General features: G+C 42.7%; 20 protein-coding genes. 13 read left to right on the top strand and 7 right to left on the bottom strand.

Annotated elements, in window-relative coordinates:
- Nucleotides 1-64 precede the first annotated feature (64 nt).
- From HWQ23_RS27715 to HWQ23_RS27705, 3 genes are all read right to left on the bottom strand, one after another.
- A complete protein-coding gene (locus tag HWQ23_RS27715) occupies nt 65-1153 on the bottom strand; it encodes a nucleotidyltransferase domain-containing protein (RefSeq protein WP_292835842.1) in 1089 nt (362 codons plus the stop codon).
- 317 nt (nt 1154-1470) lie between these two features.
- The gene (locus HWQ23_RS27710) at nt 1471-1704 is read right to left on the bottom strand and encodes a Nif11-like leader peptide family natural product precursor (RefSeq protein ID WP_292835840.1); all 234 of its coding nucleotides are present in this window, start codon (nt 1702-1704) and stop codon (nt 1471-1473) included.
- A 232-nt stretch (nt 1705-1936) separates the two neighbouring features.
- Nucleotides 1937-2068 carry a hypothetical protein gene (locus HWQ23_RS27705; protein WP_292835837.1) on the bottom strand — a complete coding sequence of 44 codons (132 nt, stop codon included), beginning with the start codon at nt 2066-2068 and terminating at the stop codon, nt 1937-1939.
- Nucleotides 2069-2268: 200 nt separating this feature from the next.
- Between HWQ23_RS27705 and rplU the strand changes: the two genes are divergently transcribed.
- Both rplU and rpmA read left to right on the top strand, forming a co-directional pair.
- Nucleotides 2269-2676, top strand: a complete 408-nt coding sequence (gene rplU, locus HWQ23_RS27700) for a 50S ribosomal protein L21 (protein WP_292835863.1) — start codon at nt 2269-2271, stop codon at nt 2674-2676.
- A 30-nt stretch (nt 2677-2706) separates the two neighbouring features.
- The gene (gene rpmA / locus HWQ23_RS27695; protein ID WP_179068071.1) at nt 2707-3003 is read left to right on the top strand and encodes a 50S ribosomal protein L27; all 297 of its coding nucleotides are present in this window, start codon (nt 2707-2709) and stop codon (nt 3001-3003) included.
- A gap of 388 nt (nt 3004-3391) precedes the next feature.
- Here the strand turns inward: rpmA and HWQ23_RS27690 are convergent, their stop codons facing one another.
- On the bottom strand, nt 3392-3535 hold the full coding sequence (locus HWQ23_RS27690) for a hypothetical protein (RefSeq protein ID WP_292835834.1): 144 nt from the start codon (nt 3533-3535) through the stop codon (nt 3392-3394).
- 92 nt (nt 3536-3627) lie between these two features.
- Here HWQ23_RS27690 and HWQ23_RS27685 point away from each other — a divergent pair, with 92 nt between their 5' ends.
- The 5 genes from HWQ23_RS27685 (at nt 3628) to HWQ23_RS27665 (ending at nt 8847) form a co-directional block, all read left to right on the top strand.
- The gene (locus HWQ23_RS27685; protein WP_292835831.1) at nt 3628-3936 is read left to right on the top strand and encodes a hypothetical protein; all 309 of its coding nucleotides are present in this window, start codon (nt 3628-3630) and stop codon (nt 3934-3936) included.
- Between the two features lie 320 nt (nt 3937-4256).
- Nucleotides 4257-4853, top strand: coding sequence for a cytochrome b/b6 domain-containing protein (locus HWQ23_RS27680; protein ID WP_292835829.1), 597 nt, complete (start codon nt 4257-4259; stop codon nt 4851-4853).
- 7 nt (nt 4854-4860) lie between these two features.
- Nucleotides 4861-5577, top strand: a complete 717-nt coding sequence (locus HWQ23_RS27675; protein WP_292835826.1) for a molybdopterin-dependent oxidoreductase — start codon at nt 4861-4863, stop codon at nt 5575-5577.
- A gap of 685 nt (nt 5578-6262) precedes the next feature.
- The gene (locus tag HWQ23_RS27670) at nt 6263-7534 is read left to right on the top strand and encodes an RNA-guided endonuclease InsQ/TnpB family protein (protein ID WP_292835824.1); all 1272 of its coding nucleotides are present in this window, start codon (nt 6263-6265) and stop codon (nt 7532-7534) included.
- A gap of 119 nt (nt 7535-7653) precedes the next feature.
- On the top strand, nt 7654-8847 hold the full coding sequence (locus tag HWQ23_RS27665; RefSeq protein WP_292835821.1) for an NADH:flavin oxidoreductase/NADH oxidase: 1194 nt from the start codon (nt 7654-7656) through the stop codon (nt 8845-8847).
- 320 nt (nt 8848-9167) lie between these two features.
- Here HWQ23_RS27665 and HWQ23_RS27660 read toward each other — a convergent pair whose 3' ends face one another.
- Nucleotides 9168-9581: a hypothetical protein gene (locus HWQ23_RS27660; protein ID WP_292835818.1), complete on the bottom strand. Its 414-nt coding sequence runs from the start codon at nt 9579-9581 to the stop codon at nt 9168-9170.
- A 469-nt stretch (nt 9582-10050) separates the two neighbouring features.
- Here HWQ23_RS27660 and HWQ23_RS27655 point away from each other — a divergent pair, with 469 nt between their 5' ends.
- Complete coding sequence (locus HWQ23_RS27655) at nt 10051-10617, top strand: PadR family transcriptional regulator (RefSeq protein WP_292835815.1); 567 nt, start codon at nt 10051-10053, stop codon at nt 10615-10617.
- A gap of 489 nt (nt 10618-11106) precedes the next feature.
- Here HWQ23_RS27655 and HWQ23_RS27650 read toward each other — a convergent pair whose 3' ends face one another.
- Nucleotides 11107-13044: an acetate--CoA ligase family protein gene (locus HWQ23_RS27650; RefSeq protein ID WP_292835812.1), complete on the bottom strand. Its 1938-nt coding sequence runs from the start codon at nt 13042-13044 to the stop codon at nt 11107-11109.
- Nucleotides 13045-13361: 317 nt separating this feature from the next.
- Between HWQ23_RS27650 and HWQ23_RS27645 the strand changes: the two genes are divergently transcribed.
- From HWQ23_RS27645 to HWQ23_RS27630, 4 genes are all read left to right on the top strand, one after another.
- Nucleotides 13362-13565 (top strand): hypothetical protein, encoded by a 204-nt coding sequence (locus HWQ23_RS27645; RefSeq protein ID WP_292835809.1) that lies wholly within the window; start codon nt 13362-13364, stop codon nt 13563-13565.
- 405 nt (nt 13566-13970) lie between these two features.
- Nucleotides 13971-14825 (top strand): cyanophycinase, encoded by an 855-nt coding sequence (locus tag HWQ23_RS27640; RefSeq protein ID WP_292835807.1) that lies wholly within the window; start codon nt 13971-13973, stop codon nt 14823-14825.
- A gap of 725 nt (nt 14826-15550) precedes the next feature.
- The gene (locus HWQ23_RS27635) at nt 15551-16576 is read left to right on the top strand and encodes a tetratricopeptide repeat protein (RefSeq protein WP_292835804.1); all 1026 of its coding nucleotides are present in this window, start codon (nt 15551-15553) and stop codon (nt 16574-16576) included.
- A gap of 203 nt (nt 16577-16779) precedes the next feature.
- Nucleotides 16780-17301: a GrpB family protein gene (locus HWQ23_RS27630; protein ID WP_292835801.1), complete on the top strand. Its 522-nt coding sequence runs from the start codon at nt 16780-16782 to the stop codon at nt 17299-17301.
- Nucleotides 17302-17673: 372 nt separating this feature from the next.
- Here HWQ23_RS27630 and HWQ23_RS27625 read toward each other — a convergent pair whose 3' ends face one another.
- Nucleotides 17674-18372, bottom strand: a complete 699-nt coding sequence (locus tag HWQ23_RS27625) for a phosphoribosyltransferase (protein ID WP_292835798.1) — start codon at nt 18370-18372, stop codon at nt 17674-17676.
- 194 nt (nt 18373-18566) lie between these two features.
- On the opposite strand from HWQ23_RS27625, the gene HWQ23_RS27620 reads away from it, so the two are divergent.
- Nucleotides 18567-19247, top strand: coding sequence for a uracil-DNA glycosylase (locus HWQ23_RS27620; RefSeq protein WP_292835795.1), 681 nt, complete (start codon nt 18567-18569; stop codon nt 19245-19247).
- The last annotated feature ends 37 nt before the right edge of the window (nt 19248-19284 follow it).

The raw sequence follows: 19284 nt of genomic DNA, 5'->3' as shown, positions 1-19284 counted from the left end.
TCAGTAAAGAAGTCAGAAATTAATTAATGTACAGACGCGATTAATCGCGTCTCTCCTTTTTCATTTACCAATTCTGCATTTCCACCAATTCCATACACAACTCATTAATTTGCTCTAAATCAGGTTTGTGAGGTAGGGCAGATTTTTCGTAAACAATTTCCATTTCGGCGACCAAATCTTCTGCCATTTTCATCACCTGCTCATAAGAATACTCACCCTTTAAAATAGCTTTTAAATCCTCAACATCACCAGCTATTCTCCTATCTACAATCACTTCACCTTGCTGCAATATTTCTACTCCACTGCGTAACAATCTAATGCAGTGCATCCCATGTTTGAGGTCAAAACCCGACTTTCTTTCCATTTCTGCCCTAGCAGGATTTCTATTCTCTTGCCAAGATAAGTAAGCCTTCCATTCTCTTAAAGCTATTTGATAGCTTTGACTTTTCTGAAGCAGGCGGATAAAATCTCTACGACTATTGCTTAACTTTTGGGTATATTCCAAAGTTTCATCGGGTAAAGTATATTGTTTTAACACTCCTTTAAAATCAATATCTGCTGTCAGCAATTGGTATAATTGTTCCGCTTCTTCCAAAAACTCAATCCGTCCTCTGATTAAGTTATAAAGATACTCCAGAAAAGCATTTAGCTCATCTTTGCTAAGGGGTGCTTCGTCTTCTATGGCGAAGTCAGATGGTATTGGTTTTTTTTGCGGTGGCTTTAACAACCATTTACGATGAGTTTCCATCTTTTTGATTTGGGCAAAGGCATAACCAGTGTAAGTATGTTTTACCTTTTTACTCAAAAATAACTGCTTATGATTAATTAAATGCTGCCCGACTGCGCTTAAAAAAGGATAGTTATTTAACCACAGCAATTCTAAAACATTGGGATTCGCGCCCGCTAATAACTGGAGGATTTTTCTTAATTCATATATAACTGTGTCTTTGTTGCCATCAACGAATGGAAATATTCCTGGTTCATCCCAGCCATCATCTTTTTGTTCTATCCGATCAAATCCCAAGTAGTACCTTTTGGGTGCGATAAATACTCCCCGATAATCAAAATCTGAATCAGGACGATTTAAACCATAGCCGTGGCTACCTGCCAAACCAATTAAAATAGTTCTTTGCTCTACTTCTATTCTTTTCATATAACCTGATGAAAATATAGTCATCCTAACTCATGAGTTAAGCAGGTGGGGAAATGGGAAGTAGAACCAGAATTTTTAACTCTCTTGAGATATTGCATAGATACTGCCACAGCACAAAGATAGCCGAGGATCGGTACATATAGCCCTATTTATATCATTCGTCAACAACGAGATCCCCCACTTCTTAGAAAAGTCGGGGATCTGAGCTTTGCGTTTAATAGGAATGCCCCTAAAGGAGATGATACAACGCTATCCCCTTCAGGAGCAAAACTTGTCAATTGAGTTGTTCCTATACTTTCGGTTTCCTAGAGCAGGAATTATCTAGGATTAATGTGGCGTCTAGTCCCCCATCCTGGATTCACAATGGTGGCTAAATCTTCTTCAGACAATTTGCTGATCTCACTGTCCAGTTCTTTGGCGGTGAAATCATAGCCACGCTCTTGAGCAATCTTGATGAAGGCTTCTGGATCAGCTGTTACTTTGAGTCTTTCCTGTAATGCTTGATCTTGTTTTACGGCTTGAAAAAGTCGGGCAGCATTTTCCTGTGTCATGACAATCCATCTCCTGTTTGAAATATCAGGTTTGAATGTGGTAAATTAACTCCTGGGGATTTACTAACTTCTGTAAATAATTTCTAGATTAAGCATCTATAAGTTTGATCTTAAAACAAAGAGGAAAAATGTGTTGATTTTGATAAGAAAATATAACTTGTAGGCTAATACTGCTATTACTATTTTGTAAAATTCAGCCCTAAGATAGTAGCAATTTTTAGTGAAAAAGCATTTATTCTGACTTGTAAATAAAATTTACATTCGTGCTGGTGGATGATTGCCCATGAAGACTGTTGGCTAGTTCTTTACCGCTATTGGAAAATGTGCGATCGCAAGCAAAGTAGTGAATTAGCTGATTTTTCATCTTCAGGCTGACCAGACACCAATGCCAAATCCAAAAATCCTCTTAGAGCTTGACTTGACACCTATTAATAAAATAGTATGTTAGATTGTCTGTCTAATTCCTGCTCGGATCAGGTAGACATATTACAAAAGCTGGCAGAAGCATGTCTCTACATGGAGATAAAAACCAGCTACCTGTACGGCAACCTCAAGGACAATTCCATGACCTACGCAATTATTGAAACTGGCGGCAAACAAATACGAGTAGAGCCAGGGCGGTTTTACGATATTGAACTGCTTGCGATTGAACCAGATGAAAAAGTTACAATAGACTCCGTATTACTCGTGCAGCACGACGGCGAAGTTAGTATTGGACAGCCACTAGTGACAGGTGCGACTGTAGAAGGGACTGTACTGCGACATTACAGAGGTCGTAAAGTCCTGGTATACAAAATGAAGCCGAAAAAGAAAACCCGCAAAAAGCGGGGGCATCGTCAGGAAATTACCAGGCTGATGATTGACTCCATCACCCTTAACGGTGCAGTGTTTGCTGCCCAAGGGCCCGCAGAGGAAGAAGTTCCTGTTGTCGATGACACTTCTGCCGAAGAAGTTGAAACCGTTGCTGAATAATAAAAAGAAGTAGATACACAAGAGGAAATCATGGCTCATAAGAAAGGAACAGGTAGTACACGTAACGGTCGTGATTCTAATGCCCAACGTCTGGGCGTGAAGCGTTATGGCGGTCAAGTTGTACGTGCAGGAAACATTCTCGTGCGTCAGCGCGGCACCAAATTTCACCCTGGTAACAACGTCGGTATCGGTAGCGATGATACTCTGTTTGCCTTAATCGACGGTGTTGTAACGTTTGAGAGAAAGGGCAAAACCCGTAAAAAAGTTAGTGTTTATTTACCCGTAGCTGCTGTTGAGGCAGCCCCTGCTGAGGCAGTAGCAAGTTAGAGTGTGAGGGTGGGTAACAGTGCCCACCCTAATCGCTAGTTAGCGATCGCATATCCCAGCAGTTGCTTAAAAGTCGCTTTGTTCCTCTGTTGGCCATAGATTAGTATCAGGAACATCAAAGCGCAAATATTCTTCAATAACAAAATATTACACAGAAAATTGGGTTGCGTAGCTTGCCGCCTTCTCTACGAGACGCTCCGCGAATGGCATCGCCTATGAAGTCTTAGGCATCAATTTTTGTTCAACTTGACTAGATAAACCATCTTTTTGGTCTTGCTGAATGTTCCTAAACCTGCTGCCCATAAATGCTTTGACTTCTGGCGCACCGGGGGCTGGAGTATCAAAAATAACCTTTAACAAGAGATGCGATCGCTATTACTACTATTATTCAAAGTTGTGTTAGAACCAAAGGCGTTATTTCATTGCAACGTAAATGCGATGCCGTTCGCGGAGCGTCTCGTAGAGAAGGCGGCAAGCTACGCACTGAAGCGATCGCAGTAGCAATCTGATGGAGTCTTCTCCAAGAAGGCATCCTCTTGACCTCAATAGCGTTGATGAATCTGCCTGTAGTTTAGTTTCCTCTGATCAATACAAAAAGAACTATCCAAAGGACGAAACAAAAGTATGAACTGGAAAACACTTTTTTTAATTGCCGGTCTGATTTTAACTACCAGTCTCACTGCTTGCTCTGGCACTCCTGCAACCAACAATCAAGTTGCTCCTGAAGCCTCTCCTGCTATGAGCAAAGATAAAACTGGCGATGCGATGGGCAAAGATAAAGCTGGCGATGCGATGAGCAAAGATAAAGCTGGCGATGCGATGAGCAAAGATAAAGCTGGCGATGCGATGGGCAAAGATAAAGCTGGCGGTGCGATGGGCAAAGATAAAGCGGGCGATGCTATGAAGCAATCGCCCGCTTCCACCAAGCCCTAGCCACAACTAGCTTTGCATCTCAGTTTTCTTCTACTGAGTACTAGGGACTGGTTCCAGGAAAAACCTGATTCCAATCCCTATACTTTGGCGCTTTAACATACAACTTTGGCTGGCTCTGTTCTTTTGCACTCAACGTCTGTGAGATAGGCATAACTGTGCCAATTTTAGATTTTGGATTAGAAGACCCAATCCGAAAGTCTAATACCATTTTAGATTTGGGATAGGGAATCGCCTTCTGGTTCTAGCTTGTGTGAATCCGTCTGCCAAAATCATTTTTCAAATTGGTATAACTTGGAACCGCTATAAAATCCAAAATTGGTATGACTTCATTAAAACGCAAAGTCCGCTCAACACCAAGTCAGACTTTCCTCTCAAAAACCTTTCACTGGATTAATATCATCAGTCTCATCTTGATGATCGGTAGCGGACTGCAAATCTATAATGCTAATCCGGTATTTGGCGGACGTGCAGGTTGGCATTTTCCCGATTTTCTGTTGCTAGGAGGTTGGCTAGCGGGTGGCAGAAACTGGCATTTTACTGCTATGTGGCTATTTTCGCTGAACTTACTTTGGTATGGAATCTATATCTTTGTAACTCGTCGTTGGCAGCGTCGCTTTGCCGATCGCGGTGACTTAAAAGCATTGCAAGTCAGCCAGAACCCAAAGCGCAAGAATTACGCATGGCATCGAGTAGTTTATACTGCGATCATTCCAGTGCTACTGCTGGCAATTTTGAGTGGTCTGTCGATGTACAAACCTGCTCAACTGCATTGGCTTTCCGGGCTGTTTGGGAATTGGCAAACTTTACGCACTGTTCACTTTATCACTGTTCCCACTGTGATACTGTTTACAATTACTCATTCCTTACTTGCGCTGAAAGTAGGAAGCATCCGTCTAATTAAGTCTATGTTCCTGTAGAGGTAATATGAGTCTGATTCTTCCCAAACGCACCCTATCCCGTCGTCAGTTACTGCAAGTATCTGGACTTTCAGGGGTAGGTTTTCTTTTAGGTGGCTGTGGGACAAATTTGTTCTCAGATAATCTGCGGCAAATATCTGAACCACTAAACCAACGTCTTGAAGCACTCCTGCTAAGTCAAAAACCAGTTCCAGAATTTCCTGTCAGTGCTATAGAAGCAGACAAATTGCTGATTAATACCTTTGACTTCACCCCGCAAATTGATCCGGCGCAGTTCCGCCTGACGATTGATGGTGAGGTTAGTAACGCGATGCAATTGAGTCTGGCAGATATTCAAAAACTTCCCTTGACTTCAATGGTAATTCGCCATGTCTGTGTTGAAGGCTGGGCTGCGATCGCTCAATGGGGAGGTGTGCGATTACGAGACTTAGTAGCGCTGGTACAGCCTAAGTCAAACGTCCGCTATGTCTACTTCAAATCTGCTGATGGCTACTATGAAAGTTGGGATATTGCCTCTGCTGTACATCCCCAAACTCTCATGGCTTATCAAAAGAATGGACAACCATTATCAGTTGATAATGGTGCGCCCATACGTTTAGCATCTTCAATTAAACTTGGCTATAAGCAAAGTAAGTGGGTGACTCAAATTACATTCGTCAGCAATTTGTTACCTCGTAAAGGCTATTGGGAGGATCAGGGCTATGAGTGGTTTGCAGGGTTATGAGGGAGATGGGGGAGATGAGGGAGATGAGGGAGATAATTTTACCTTGTCCTGTTTGTTCTTCTGCAATAGACATAGGAGTGAAAAAGAATTGTTTTGACGTAGCAGTGCTACGTCTCTACAAGGGTTCTGGGTAACGCATATTTAATTTCTGGAGATGTCTAATGGGATATTTTTTTATTTGGAAGTTCCTTACATCCCCATACTATAGAGCAGGGCTGATTCATTCCCCAAAGAGCTTTAAAAATCAAGGGTTCTAGCGATTAAAAATTAGTTATTTTGTTACCGACGTGCCGATGAAACCAACTATTTTACTGATATTTCAGTGCTTAAATGTTCATCTCTTCGTCACGCTTACTTACAATTTTCTTGCTAACCATCTTGACAAATCCTGTTTGAAACGGAATGAATCAGCCCTGCATACTATAGAGGGATGGGGAATTACAAGAAATAAAAGAGGAAGAATGAGCGCCCTGTCTCTTTAGAGCAGGGATGAAAAACGACCGAAAGCGGTTTTAACCGCAGTCAATATTTTTTAACTTCAGGTTATCTATCCACTCCTCAAGAAGACTAGTTATTGTTCTATCCTCTTGGACTGCATATACTTCTAATTTTTCTCTTCTACGCTGCGATAGCCTAACTGTTAATGATTTTGTTTTCATAACGCACTACTATTGTTTGTGCATTTATGGTAACATATCAAGAGGAGGTAAAACAAATGTATGGATGTCAGCAGATCAGGATTAACCCCAATAAAGAACTAAGAGCTATCTTAGAGTATCTTTGTGGTGAGTCTAACAAACTTGCTAACTGTGCAACATATTATGCTCGACAGCTATTTTTTAAGACAGGCAAAATAGCAGGAAAATATCATCTACACCGTGAGTTAGCTAATAATCCGCATTTTGGGGCAATGTACTCTCAAGTTGCCCAACAGTGTTTAACTACTGTTGCCGAATCTTTTAAATCTTATATTGGGCTGCTTAAGGGTATTAAAAAGGGGACTGTAACTCAAACAGCTAAATTTCCAGGATACAGGAAAAAAGGTTTAAATTTAGCAACTTTTCCTAGTCAATCAGTCAAACTAAAAGATGATCAACTTAGATTTCCGTTAGGGAATAAGGTAAAAACTTGGTTTGGGATTGATGCTTTCTATATCTCAATGCCAACTAATCTAAAATACAAAGATATTAAAGAGTATCGTCTTCTTCCCAGGAATAACGAGTTTTATCTAGAGTTAGTTTACAAAGTAGCTAAGTTTCAGCCGGAAGTTGAAGCTGACAATATTTTGTCAATCGACCACGGATTAAATAATTGGCTAACTTGTGTTAGCAATATTGGTACATCTTTCTTGATAGATGGACGCAAGCTAAAATCAATGAATCAATGGTATAACAAGCGGGTTTCAGTATTAAAAGAAAACCAGCCTCAAGGATTTTGGAGTAAACAACTTGCTGCTATAACTGAAAAACGTAATCGTCAAATGCGCGATGCTGTAAACAAAGCGGCTCGAATTGTCTTAAAACATTGCGTCCAGAACAAAATAGGAACTGTGGTTTTTGGTTGGAATGAAAAACAGAAAGATTCTATTAATCTTGGGTCTAAAACTAATCAGAAATTTGTTCAAATTCCAACAGCATGGTTAAAGAATCGAATAACCCAGTTATGTGAGCAATACGGTATTAGATTTGTTGAAACCGAAGAAAGCTATACGTCAAAAGCTTCGTTTTTAGATAATGATATTCTGCCTAAATTTGGTGAAAAACCCAAAGGGTGGAAGTCAAGCGGTTTAAGAATTAAGCGTGGTTTATATCGTTCCTTGGATGGAACAAAAATAAATGCTGATTGCAATGGTTCAGCTAACATTGCAAGAAAAGTAGCGATAAAACTAGGATTAAATCTTAGCGGAATCAGTAGAGGCGCATTGATATCGCCGTTAAGATCGTTCATTTGGTCTTAAGAATCCCCGGTTTTTCAAAAGCTTGTGAGCACTCGCGTTACTTGTTCAAACCGGGGAGTGTCAAGCGGATTAGTTAAAATTCGTTTATGTTAGTCCACAAAGCATGGAAAAGTAACAGCATGACTACAGAGAACCTAACTACCTTGCCATCATCCCCAGCCCAGACGGAATTAGAATTCATAGATTCCCCTGGTTGTCAATCAACAAGTCTGCACGACTCGGATGTACCGGAAGTGGACTTGTTTAGTCCACTGAAAATTCGAGATATCACTCTGCCCGATCGCATAGCGATGTCACCAATGTGTCAATACTCGGCAGAGAATGGATTCGCAAATGATTGGCACTTTGTCCATTTGGGGAGTCGGGCTACTGGAGGTACTCACCTGATTGTAGTGGAAGCTACAGCCGTGACTGCCCAAGGACGAATCACCCCCGGCGATCTTGGTCTTTGGGACGAAATGCACATCGAGCCACTAGCTCGCATTGTCCGCTTCCTTCGTGAACAAGGAGCGATCGCCGGGATTCAATTAGCCCATGCTGGCCGGAAAGCGAGTTGCAATCTTCCCTGGCTGGGTGGTACACCACTAACACCTGAACAAGGCGGTTGGCCGGTAGTCGGCCCCAGCCCAATTCCGTTTCAAGAGGGCGGCCCCGTTCCCATACCCCTCGATGAGGCTGGGATTGAAGAGGTGATTGAAGCCTTCGTTGCCACAGCCGGGCGTGCCCTTGAAGCGGGGTTTCAGATTATCGAAATCCACGCGGCTCATGGATACCTACTGCATTCTTTTCTTTCGCCGCTAAGTAATCAACGAACAGATCGTTACGGAGGTTCGTTGGAAAACCGAATGCGTTTGTTACTGGAAGTGACAAGACGAATCCGAGAGATTCTGCCAAGCGGGATGCCGCTTTTTGTGCGCCTCTCTGCTACCGACTGGGTAGAGGGAGGTTGGGATCTCAAGCAGTCAGTCATATTATCCCGTGAACTAAAGGAATTAGGCGTTGATTTGATCGATGTTTCCACAGGAGGCTTAGTCCCTCATGCCAGGATTCCCGTGCAGACAGGTTATCAAGTGCCTTTTGCTGCCAAAATCCGAGAAGAGGCTGGGATTAGGACAGGGGCTGTGGGGATGATCAAGGAGGCTGAGTATGCCAACCAAGTAATTACTCGTGGGTGTGCAGATTTGGTTCTCATCGGTCGAGAAATGCTCCGCGATCCATATTGGTCGATTCGTGCCCGTTGCCACTTGGATGAGGAACCCAACTGGGCTTTGCCCTACGGGTATGCAGTTAAACCGCACAGACGGGGGAAATAAAATCTAAACGGCAGGTGTTGCGATCGCAATTGACTTGTGTTTCAGCGCAGATGATAATAAAGCGATCGCCTCAAGACAAGCGATCGCTTTATTATGCTTCACTGCGAATCACAGCCTCTCGTGCTTGGGCAAATATCTCTGCAATTCCCGCCTCTTGCCTTACAGCAGTTTTCAATTGCGTAGACTACAGCCAATAGTTTGTTATTAAACATCTGGTGAAATTAATCATGCGTTACCTGAAACCCTTGTAGAGACGTAGCACTGCTACGTCTCTACATTCATTCGGGGCAAAATATCACTAACACCAAGTGTATTGACCCTTAAACCTCAGACATGAGAAATTTTGATATCTCCGCATGTGCCAACACAGCACCAGGTTCGCGCTGGAGAGCGTTGTAATACTTTCTCTCGAAGGTATTGCCCGTCTCTAACGGTACAATCAGCGTGCGGACATCAGCAATCAACTTTTGGAAATCGTCCAGCGCTATCGGTTCATCTGCTTCGAGCATTTCATCAACTTGCACAACCACTTCAGAAATGCGATGTAGCCAAGCAAATTGTTCATGAGCGATGACAAGCTGAAGAAGTTCTCCGCTTGATACTCGTCCACTAACCTGTTCGTAGGCAATGCGTTCTGTCTCCAGCAACATCTTGTGAAGGTGGAGTAATTTGTTTCGTAAATCACGCAGATATTGATGTTGACGTATTCTTTGTAAAAGTATGTTAGAAGTCAATGTTACCCATCCTCTTGTTACAATAGTCTTCGATAACTGAAATAATTTCTGCCTCGATATTGATCACGAATAGACTGTAGCGAAAAACTGGTTTTTGAGTGATCCGCTAGCAAGAAATAGCATATCCAATGGTAGCGTAGACACTCGCTAGAAGGCTTGCTGCCGTTGTCATAACTTCTCCTTCCCTTCTCTTGAAGACGCTCCACCTAGCTTGATTCCCCGTAGTAGTACGGTAGTGCCACTTAAGATAGATCACCATTCCTCACTCTCTTGTGCAAACAGCACCATTAGCCATCTGCCCAACCTCAGTTCATGTATTTGGTTTCCTTGCTAAGAAGCATTATAATCAACATATCTTTTTATAACCGTCATATCTTATATTGGATTAATCATATATTAGCATAAACTTATAAGAAGTACATAGTTTAGAACCGATCGAGAAAATGTCAATTATGGGAAAACTGTCTTCATGTCCCTAGCATATGTAATTCTAGGTCTTCTTCAGCAGCAAGAAATGACGGGCTACGACCTCAAAACGAGCTGCTTTGATCAATGTATTGCCCATTTGTGGCCAGCAGACCAGGCACAAATTTACAGAACTCTCGATAAGCTAGTTGAGCAAGGCTGGATTACCTGTAAGATTGAGATTGGGCGCGATCGCCCCAACCGCAAAGTCTACAGTGTGACGGAGCCAGGGAAAGCCGAATTCGCCCGATGGCTTGGGACTCATCACCCTTTGCCGACTATCCGAGAACCAATGCTAGTCCAGTTGCATTTTGCAGATCAGTTGTCGAATGAAAGCATTATTCACCTACTGGAGCAACAAGTCGCGGCTCGAAGCAAAAAGCTTGCTGAATGTGAAACCATCGATTTGCCATCAATCGCTGATGAGTCTGCCAACCGTCAGCAGGTAATGCAAAGGCTCGTGCTAGAGTTGGTGATCCAAAGAGAACAGACTTATATTGATTGGCTGAAGATAGCGATCGATGTTATCAATCATCAAAAGCCATATGCATCACATTACCAGATTCTTTGACACTCCCTAGCAGCAAAGCTACGGGCATTCCTGTTTCAACCGTCTTCTCTAGAATGATCGATCTACTAAACCAAAAAATTTTAAGAGAAGAACGATGCCTACGGCGATCGCTGCGTAGCTTTGGCTTTTTGGAGTTCTTGAGGTTTAGTAAGTAATCAAGCGGACATGATATAAAACGTTCGCGTAGCGTAGACGCGCTCCGCGAACACTTCGTACCCTACGGGTTCTCCAAAGGAGTACGCTATGACTCTAAATATTTTTGTCCCGCTACTTATTAGAGTCCCTTAAAACTTACTTGTGCTATCCAGCCCAGGATTTTATTCGCAAGCTAACTATGGGTTTAGCGACAATCTGACTGTTACAAAAATGTGGGTAATGACAAAACCTTGTATCTCATTCAAACGAGAAGGTTGATACACCAATATTTCATAGTGTCATTTACCCTTGGATTCAGAAATAAATATTGGGTTGAGCGTCTATTTACTTAGCTCAGAAAATCGCTCCAGTTTCTTTCAAATAAACCCGTGTAAATGGTTCATCTTCAGCCAAAGTATAATCTTCAATCAACCCTTTGCGACGAATAGAAATGTCATTGCCTTTTCTAATTACCACAGTCGAACCATCGAAGACATCCCGCACCAGCATCATCTCACTTTCGGTGGGATTATCCAAAACTACCATATTACTACTCTGGTAAAACATACCCTCTTCATCTAGAATTTCTTCCGCATACTCGGCAATCAGCAAATCAAGTTTGGGATGACGCACCAAAGTTTGGACATTGCTGTTGTAATTTTTGCTTAATACTTTTTTCGAGCGATTCACAAAAACTGCATCACGACAAACAGCGCCTATTGTCCAGTTGGGATGTTGCAAAAGGATATGGTCAATCGTTGCTTGCAGTTCTTCAACTGAGATTTTATTAAAGGTAATAATTGGTATCCTGGCATCTGTACCCGACTCAAAAAAGGTTTCTAAGATATGAGAAGGTACATCAACGCTTTCACCAACAGAAGGTTTAAGATGCATTAAAACGCCTGGTGCAGCATTGATTTCTAGGATAGCAAAGTTACTCGACTTCCAAGATTCTGAGAGACTTTTGGTAATGACATCAATCCCAAGGCAAGTCAGCTGGAAATGTTGGGCAATATCTTGCGCCAAGATAATATTGTCATCATGAACTGTCGGGGTTGCATCAATGCTTATACCTCCGGCTGAAAGATTGGCGACTTTACGCAGGTAAACAGTGCGTCCCTTCTCAATCACGCTCTCTAATGATAAGCGCTGTTCCTCTAGGTAGAGTTCCATCGCTTCATCTATCTGAATTTTACTCATCGGCGAGGTGGGTGAGTCTAAACGTGCAGGTTTGCGGTTCTCTTGGCGGATTAACTCTGCAAGCGTTAAGTAGCCATCACCGACAACCGATGCTGGACGGCGTTCTGTAGCAGCAACAAATCTACCATTGACACACAACAAGCGAAAATCTGATCCGGAAATACTTTTCTCAACAATTATCCGATTTACCTGATCTTCGGGAATCGCTGCCAGTGCCCTATTATAAGCAGATTCCAGTTCTTTTGAGTCCTGGATGTCAGCCGTAACACCAATTCCTTTGTGACCTACCACTGGCTTAACTGCCACCGGGTAGCCAATTTGTCTGGCTGCGGCCAAGGCTTCCTTTTCGGAAAAGACGATATCACCTTCAGGCACTGGGAAACCCAAGGTTTTCAAAAATGCCTTGCAGTCATCTTTGCGGGTGGTGAACTCCGAATCTAGATGGCTATCACAGTTAAATGTTGTTGCTACCCCTCGGACATGTTTTTTTCCGAAGCCGTATTGCATCAATCCTTCTTCCCACAAATAAAAGGCGGGAATACCTTTTTCGTAGGCTGTTCGCAATAGGGCGTAAACCGTCGGGCCACCATAGACAGATGCGCGGAATCTATCTTGCAGCTTCGCTAGCTGCTCATCAAAAGCAAAGTCTTCGTCTTGGGTAATCGCTTCAAACCAATCCCAAACAAAATAAACTACCTCTCTAGTTGTGCGTTCATGTAGCGATTGGACGCTAATCCGCGTGCAATTTGGATATGGCTTGACACTCCAATGGTTAAGGTGCAAATCCATATCCAGCTTTCCGACTTCGGATACAACTTGGGCAAATAGATGGGCATGGGATTCGTAGCTTTGGCTACCCAGCTGTGGATAGCGATGTCTCTCGACAAGCCGCTCCGCTTCTACGCCAATCCTTGCAATATAATCTTCAATGGGCAAAGGCTTTCTAGAGTCAATTAGAGCAAAGTCAAATACTAGCGCCCCTGTATCTAAATAGGGGTTGGGCCCAATATAATGCTTGAAGTTGAAAATATCGAATACGTCCGTTCTTCTAGCATTAATGCGGGCTAAATCACTGCTTTTTTGTAGAACCATTGATTACGAACCTTTGGCTAAAGACCCTGAAATTTAAATGCTGAGTTATGGTTACTCAGACTTGTTAATTGTAGATTGATTTAGATGGATTTTGGAGAGTGATGGCAAAGCCATTGAGCTAATTCAGAACCTACGTTAACTCTATTAGTAAGCATTTTCAACTATCTCAAGGCATAATTAAACCCCCCTTCTTCAGCAAATAATAAAGAACAGTCAATTCATCCTCATGGTTAGCCAAAGATATAACCTTTGAAGGGTGCAACACCGAGCCAAAAACTTGTATAAATAAATATCGGGTATTAAAAAGACAGCAAAGTATGAATAGCACAGAAGCTGCTCTAAGAGATGAAATTCGAGAACTTGCTGAGGAAGCTTTTCACCAAAAGCTGATCTCTGGGCATGGTGATGGCCCAGACACGAATGAGTATCAAATTGTCTACCAAGGCAAACCCAGGCATCTCCCACTAGAACAAGCACGTTTTTTCTTAACTAACTTGCTTTACAGAAGTCACATTCATTAGGACTTGCTATTAGATATCTAATTGCACCCAGCTAGAGTTAATACCAATTACTCACGATCGCACGAGAAATTTCCAATCGGCAATTAGCAAGATAGTCAATAATGCCTCTAGAAAATCTCTCTAGAGGTAGTTGACGCTGTAGCTTTTATTAAGTCAAGGAAAATTAATGAAGATAGTACAGCTATTTTTTATCTAATTTTCCGGAAAAATATTTTGGTCTAATTGCGATGTCTAACGACAAGCCGCAACTCTTCTCTACGAGAGGCTGCGCCAAGGAGATGCTCCGCGAATGCGTCTAGGCAAATATTAATACTACCTTTTATCAAGTAATCTACCAAAGGGATGTTTTGATAGTTTTAATTGTCATGGTTTAGTGAAATTTATTAACTCAAAACAGGGGGCGTCATGTCGGAAAGTAATACCAAAGGGCAGTTGATAATTATTGGGGGAGCTGAAGATAAGGAGGGAGATTGCCTAATTCTGCGGGACTTTGTGCGACGCGCTGGAGGTACGAAGGCATACATTGTAATTATCACGGCGGCGACAGAATTACCAAGAGAAGTGGGAGAAAATTATATTAGAGTATTTGAGCGCCTGGGAGCCGAGAATGTTCGCATTATTGATACAGAAACCCGCGAAGATGCATCTTCATCTACCGCATTGGAAGCAATTAATAAAGCAACTGGGGTATTCTTTACTGGGGGAAACCAGGCTCGCATTACCAGCATCCTCAAGGATACCGCAATTGATGCGGGGATTCATAAACGCTTCTCTGAAGGTATAGTTATCGGAGGCACAAGCGCTGGAGCTGCTGTGATGCCAGACGTAATGATTGTCGAAGGCGACTCAGAAACACATCCTCGGATTGAAACTGTTGAAATGGGCCCCGGTCTAGGCTTCCTACCAGGGGTAGTAATTGACCAGCATTTTTCCCAGCGCGGACGCTTGGGACGCTTAATTTCAGCATTGATACTACAGCCTGCTGTTTTGGGATTTGGTATTGACGAGAATACCGCTATGGTAGTGACAGATAACCAAATTGAAGTGATTGGCCAAGGCGCTGTCACGATTGTTGATGAATCAGATGCTACATACAACAATATGGGCGAAATTTTGAAAGATGAGGCTTTGGCTATTTGCGGAGCAAAGCTTCATATTTTGCCACATGGCTTCAAGTTTGACTTGAAAACCCGCCAGCCTATCCTAAATAATGGCTCTACGGCAAATGTCTCTGTACCTGTTGGTTCAATCAGCACCTAACTTTGAGCAGGTGCGTTTAAATTGAATAAATAATTTAGGACTTACGCAAAAAAGCAGTGAAAGCCTTGATTTACAGTAGGGGCAATTCATGTAGACGCAAAGCGGTGAGGGGGTCGCAGTCTTCTCTACGAGACGCTACGCGTTGGCAAAGCCTCTCGTAGAGAAGGCGGTTTCCGTCGATTGCGCTAGCGCTAGCGGTAGCGACTGTGCGTAGCGTCACCCCCGAACCCGAAGGGCTTCCCGCAGGGTATTGCCCCTACATTTCCTACTTGATGCGTAAGTCCTATAATTAATACTTGTAGATTAGTGACATTAATCTCTTGAATATCCTCCCAAGTACTCTCAGAAATAGGGGACATAGCCCCGCTTTTTCAGGAGGATATGGGGGGATTAATTATTAATATTACCTTCAGCAAACTCCTACAAATAAGTAAGTAGGAAAGGTTTATTTATACTTAGATACCTCACAACTGGTTAGCCAAATCTAAAATTTCTTTATCTGAACAAACCGTGCTGTGGTGGGGCGGGGGGGGTCTGTTGTTGATGTCTCCTGCTAAATCTACGCTGTGGTAAACCAGCCTGATGAAAGATACATTCTGGTTTTGGGAACACTAGATTTAGCACCAGACTTACCAAGAAGGATTTGATGTCTAAAGGCGGATGGAATAAATAACATCTCGAAAAATACAGTTCCCCTGCAATTACCCATAACATACTTAAAACCAGTGAAGCGTAATACAATTACCCATGAATTTGACTCTGGTTGGCAAGGAGAAATACTACCTCCACAGGAAAGTGACGACCATTTCTCAGAAGCGTCCAAGCTACTACGCCAAGGAATTGAACAGCAGCAAGCTGGTGAATTAATCGTGGCGATGAAGTCTTTACAACAATCCTTGGGGCTGTTTCAGGCAGTTGGGGATTTGCAAAAACAGGCACAGGTACTTTCTTTTTTAGGATTGGTAACTTACAGCGCTGGAGACTACAAAGGTGCTATTTCCTACTGCCAACAGTGTCTGTCTTTGAGCGAGGACACCTCAGATTTAGCATTGCAGATGCAAGCACTTTCCCATTTAGGCAATGCATACCGTCATCTGAATGACTATCAAAAGGCAATAGAGTTTCTGGAAAAATGTTTGAAAATAACGCAGCAACTGCAAGATAAACGCAGTCAAGTGGCAGCACTGAATAATTTGGGATTGGTGTATAAAGCTTTAAGTAATTTTACACAGGCAATTGAGTATCAGCAGCAAAGCCTAGAAATTGTCCGGGAACTCAAAGATAACTGGAGCGAGGAACAAGTACTCAAGAATTTGGGTAATGCTTGGTATGCTTTGGACAATTACCCAAAAGCGATCGCCTATTATGAGCAATGTGTAGTAATATCACGCTCCTTAAAAAATGTTCGCAGTGCTTCTCAGGTACTAAAGAATCTGGGAAATGCTTGTTATGCCTTAGGTGATTATGCTAAAGCGATTAAATATTATGAAGAGCGGTTGCAATTAGCCAAAGAAACTCAAGACAAGCGTGGCGAGGAACAGTCTTTAGGTAGTTTAGGAGTTGCTTGTGAAGCTTTGGGTGACTATAACAAAGCAATTACATATTATGAAGAACGTTTGCTGTTAGCTAGGAATATCAAAGACCGTCGCAGTGAAGAACAAGCTCTCGCCAGTCTAAAAGTCGCTTGCTACGCTTTGGGTGATTATGCTAAAGCTATGCAATACCAGCAGGGGACATCTCCAAATAGTTAAACTTGATGTGATACACAGGTCAAGTCTTTGAGCTAGATCGGCTAATCTCAACTTCTGACTACTACCCCTTAATTCTCCAAACCTATGCTGTATTCGCTTCCTAGCTTTTCTCTCTTTTATTAAGAAAGATGTGAGTAATGCATAGCGTAAATTGGCTCAGGTATTGAATGTTGTTACATAATGTTATGAGGGAGTGAAATCTCTTGCCTGAGCAAATCATCATCTTTGACTACGATACCCACTGGCCAATTCTCTTCGAGGAACTACGGGTTTCCGTGGCCGAGGTTCTTGGTGACTTAGCATTGGCCATTGAACACGTAGGCAGCACCTCTGTGCCTGGACTCCCGGCAAAGCCAATCATCGATATGGACGTGGTTGTAGAGACATCTGCCCACATCCCAAAGGTGAGTGAGCTACTCGCTACTCTAGGGTATGTGTATGAAGGTGATAAAGGCATTAGAGGGCGGGAAGCCTATGTTTGGCCACCAAACAAGCCACGCCACCATCTTTATGTCTGCCCACGCGATAGTGAGGCACTCCAACTCCACCTATTATTCCGAGACTATCTTCTTAAACATCCCAATGAAGCGCAAAGATATGGATGCCTAAAACGAGAACTCGCTCTCAAGTTTATAAATGACATTGAAGCCTATACTAATGCTAAAACTACATACATTCAAATGATCGTTGAACGAGCGTTAGAAGATGGCGGCTGGCAATGCTAGCAAGAAACATCTCTTAGAGTTATCAATTTTTCTTTTCTTGGCTGATTTACAAGTGGGATATTCATAATAACACTTCCTTAAAAAACCACACTAGAAATTGCATTTTCTTTCTGCTGCTCAGTGACAACCATAAAACTAGCCCTTTCAAAGTGGGTAAAAATGTTGGCCAATAATTCCTTTTTAACCTATGCAAGTCTGTGTTGTCTGAGTCTGTTGTAGTTAGATAAATTACTTTTAAACCGCAGAGGCACAGAGGAGGACACTTGCATGGGCGGGTTTCCCGACTTGAGCAAAGTGTCCGTAGCGCAGAGGGAAAAAAAGAGATTTTACGAGTCACCTTGAAAGGGCTAGTTCTGAATTCAAAATTCAAAATTACTCGCACAGGTCTATTCCCCTCATTGTCTTTTGTTGCTGGAGATATTCGAGAGCTTCTAATGTATCTACTTGGGGAAATTGGGCGTAAAAATTACTCACACTCCAGAAGGGTTCCGGTGTTTCCAAGACTATTGTGCGATCGCCCCACTGTTCTAACCAGGGTAGCAATTTTTGTGGCGCTACTGGACTACATAACCAAACTGCTGCTGGAGAAAGCATTTTGAGAGCAGTTGCCGCTACCGCTATTGTCATACCTGTAGCAATGCCATCATCAACTAAGATAAGTGTGGCATCCTTTGCATTCACCTGCGGACAAGCCGAAATTAATTGAGCTTCAAGAGACTTAGCTTGGTTTATCGCTTTATTTAAAGCCACTTCCCGCCATCGCGCATCATGTTTAGGGCGAAATAGCTTTTGATCAGCCCAAAGAACATTTCCAAAAGTAGTGACTGCACCAATTGCTAACTCTGGGTTTTCTGGATGGCTAATCTTTTTCGCCACAACGATTGTCAACGGACAATCCAAAAGACGTGCTATTGGTGCTGCTACTGGTACACCCCCTCTTGGCAAAGCATAAACAATTGGTACAGGCTTTACCCCAGAATCAATCGCTTGCTGAGTCAAAACATCATGAATCACTCGCGCCAATTCCTCACCCGCATGGGTGCGATCGGCGAAAAATGGGGTATGTGACATGGTTTCCCCCAGCATTTTAGGACGGCACTGCTTTTATGATGACTGAATTTTGTTTCAAATTAACTGATACAATCAGATTTGTATAAATAATAAGTATTCAGCAAAAGTCTATTTATTCTGATAAATCTCCAACCAGAGCAGTATTTAACTCAGATAAGATAGCTGGCGCTGATGATGTCAAAATCCTGATTTTCATGAGCAGCGAAACCCAACTCAGCCTCTTCGACGACTCAACCTTTAACCAACGAGAACTGATTCCTACAGACGCGAAAATTGCGATCGCTCCGGGAACTTATCCCAGCATAACGGAGTTGACACAGCATTGCGATCGCTGTCACCGTTGTGCATTGGGAGACACTCGTACTCATGCTGTTGTCGGACGCGGTAATCTCAAAGCCCCAATTATGGTTATAGGGGAAGCGCCAGGTCAAAATGAAGATGAAACTGGCTTACCATTTGTGGGCAGATCAGGGCAATTGCTAGAGAAAATTCTGGCATCTGTGAATCTGACTACCGAGCAGGATGTATACATCGCCAATATTAATAAATGTCGCCCACCAGATAATAGAGTTCCCACTCCTGTAGAAGTGGCGGCTTGTCTACCCTATCTATTAGAACAAATTCGCCTAGTTGACCCCAAAATAATTTTGTTAACAGGTGCAACTGCTGTCAAAAGTATCACTGGCGATAAGCGGGGGATTACGAAAATTCGCGGACAGTGGCTGGAATGGGAAGGGCGTTTATGTATGCCAATTTTTCATCCTTCCTACTTACTGCGTAACCCTTCTAAGGAACAAGGTGCGCCTAAATGGTTGATGTGGCAGGATATCCGGGCAGTGCGTGCCAAGTTAGACGAAATCCAAAATAACAGCTAATTTGGTAAACTTGCTGAAAATATCTAGCCAGGCATTG

This window comes from Nostoc sp. JL33, from assembly GCF_017114985.1.
In the GTDB taxonomy this organism is placed as follows: domain Bacteria; phylum Cyanobacteriota; class Cyanobacteriia; order Cyanobacteriales; family Nostocaceae; genus Nostoc.
This window is presented reverse-complemented; position numbering and strand designations above follow the sequence as displayed.